The sequence below is a fragment of the Neobacillus drentensis genome (assembly GCF_036965645.1).
Lineage (GTDB): Bacteria > Bacillota > Bacilli > Bacillales > Cytobacillaceae > Neobacillus > Neobacillus drentensis_D.
This window is the reverse complement of sequence record NZ_JBALPZ010000190.1, coordinates 447-2838: the sequence shown is the minus strand read 5'-3', so window position 1 is coordinate 2838 and position 2392 is coordinate 447. Positions and strand designations below refer to the sequence as shown.

At 39.9% G+C, this 2392-nt stretch carries 1 protein-coding gene and 1 pseudogene; both read left to right on the top strand.

Annotation, left to right across the window (positions count from 1 at the left end; genetic code table 11):
* The first annotated feature begins 87 nt into the window (after positions 1-87).
* Entirely contained in the window at positions 88-1197 is a 1110-nt protein-coding gene (locus V7266_RS27375) for a lactonase family protein (RefSeq protein ID WP_335472376.1), read from the top strand.
* 504 nt (positions 1198-1701) lie between these two features.
* A pseudogene (locus V7266_RS30895) lies at positions 1702-1877 on the top strand (IS110 family transposase); the annotation flags it as partial.
* Positions 1878-2392 lie beyond the last annotated feature (515 nt).

Below are 2392 nucleotides of genomic sequence, written 5' to 3'. Positions count from 1 at the left end.
CCTCTCTTTTGAACCAATTATTAATCCATTTGGAGAATTTAATTGGCAAAATCACCATATAAAATTATGAAGGAGGAGAGTCATAACATGCAGATTATGAACCAATATTATCGTGGAACTGCTAGTATGGTATACATGATGACCAATAATGAAGTAATGAATCAAATCATTGCCTTTTACAGGGACATGAATGGAATGCTTACTTTTGTAGGGGCTTACCCAACTTATGGTAAAGGTACTGGAACAAAGGAAGTCTCCACTGCAACAGCAAGCGATGGTGTCGATCCACTTACTTCACAAGGCGCCCTAACTTTGTCCCGTGATGGACGATTCCTACTTGCCGTTAACGCAGGAAGCCATAGTTTCAGCAGTTTCATCATAACTGACAACGGAACACCTGTCCTCGTGGATGTAAAGCCATCTGGAGGTGCTCAGCCCAATAGTGTAGATGTGTTTCGTAATCTTGTCTATATATCCAATGTAGGTAATCCCGCAAACAATTTTACATCGAATATCACTGGTTTTCACATCGATGTTAACGGACGCCTAACTCCTTTTCCCGGATCCACCCATTCCCTCAGCACTCACAATGCTCAACCGGCGCAGGTTCTCTTTACTCCTGATGGTAGTAAAATCCTTGTAACCGAACTAACCTCTAACCATCTAAGTGTATTCCATGTTAATAAAAAAGGTACGGTTAAAGGACCAATCGTTAATGGTTCATATGGTCAAGGACCATTGGGCGCTTATTTTTTATCCTCTGGAATCCTCTTAGTTACAGAAGCAGATTCAAATGCGCTTTCATCTTATTCATTGAGCGATGACGGGATCCTTCATGTGATCAGCGGCTCTGTACCAAACGGATATAAAACTGCATGCTGGGTTGTACCAACAAGGGATGAACGTTTTGCATATATTACCAACACTTTAAGCGGCACTATATCCACCTACCGAATCGAGCCCAATGGAGCGCTGTCGGTGGTAAGGCATATTAACAGTACACCGCAAAGTACAGCACCTGGTCTGCCGATGGATGTCGGAGTGAGTAAAGATGGGCGGCATTTTTACACTCTTAACGGAAATCAGGGCACTGTCTCAGTATTTAATATCCAAGATGATGGTAGTCTTGTCAGATTGCAGGTTGCTGCTTGGACCAAATTTCCATATTTGGGATCACAAGGGTTGGCTGTTCTTTGATTCTATTTGGTCCATCACATTTGATGGAGTAGAAAGTTTCTCTTAGTGTATGAGCCATCTTCAACTCTAACGGGTGCTAAAGTTGTGCGAAATGTCCCTGGCTTAAATTGAGATTGGTCATACAATGCTCAGGTAAAGGTTAGGCAGTTCCAGTCGGAACTGAAGGGTTATATCGAAGAATCAAATGACGGGGTAACGCTCTGAAGGGTTCTCCCTTAGTCGAATAGCACTTGATCTAGTAAGAATGATAGTGTTATAAGCTCGGCAAAAAGGCGTGAGAAATTACCATAGCAGTTCGACTGCCGAAAGCCTACTCGAGGGAGTGGTGTAATTCATGATGCTTGAGTTAAATGAATATGGTGAGAATGCAAATAAACCTACAAGAAAAGGTTAAGCTGACAAACTTCTGAATGTACGGGTCTACAAGCACAATACACAGAAATGTGTATATCACCACAGCGTGAGGTTAGCAGTGAATGAGTAAAACTAACATATATGAATGAGTATTTTATTAATCGCTTAAATAATCCATTGAAGAAGATGCAATCTCTAATCGCAATTTGTAAGAAGCTCATACGCATTCTGTTTACGATTGGTAAAAAACAGTGTGAATGCAGTGAAGAATGTATATTAAGGGACATTCCTCATATGGGGCGGCATTACAGAAAGCAGCAGCTTAATTTTCTTTTGATCAAGATCAATATCCACATTTTGGAAAAGGTTGGTTTGGTAGCTATTACTTATTTTTTTCACTTTGCACCCAAAATTATCCTTTTGGTACACAATTCCTCCAATATTCAAATGAATTTTAAAACAGGCTACTGCGTAATTCGGAGAAAACAAGAGAAATCGAGAGATTTTCTTTTCTATATAGAGGGAGGTTAGTTGAACAACGAAATGGGTAAACAGCACTAAAACAGAACGCCATTTTTCTCAACTTACTTTTAAAGTGAAAAAGTTGCATGGTGCTTTCTCATATTCGAGTCTGGGCTGCACAGAAATTAAGCGTGTGCTCGTACATGCGAATCTTGAACGTATGGGGAATCGACTTTTTCGGGCAAATCCTTTCATATATTAAAGAGAATCAGTTGTTCTGTCCTAAACACAGGTCAATTAAATAAAAAAAGAAGCGTCTGAATTACGCTTCAACTAAGGCTGATAAATTTGTATAAAAATAAAGTTCGGAGTATTGAAC

Bases quoted from the DNA above. Each gene is read 5' to 3' on its own strand.
- V7266_RS27375 (WP_335472376.1), top strand. From the start codon at position 88: ATGCAGATTATGAACCAATATTATCGTGGAACTGCTAGTATGGTATAC.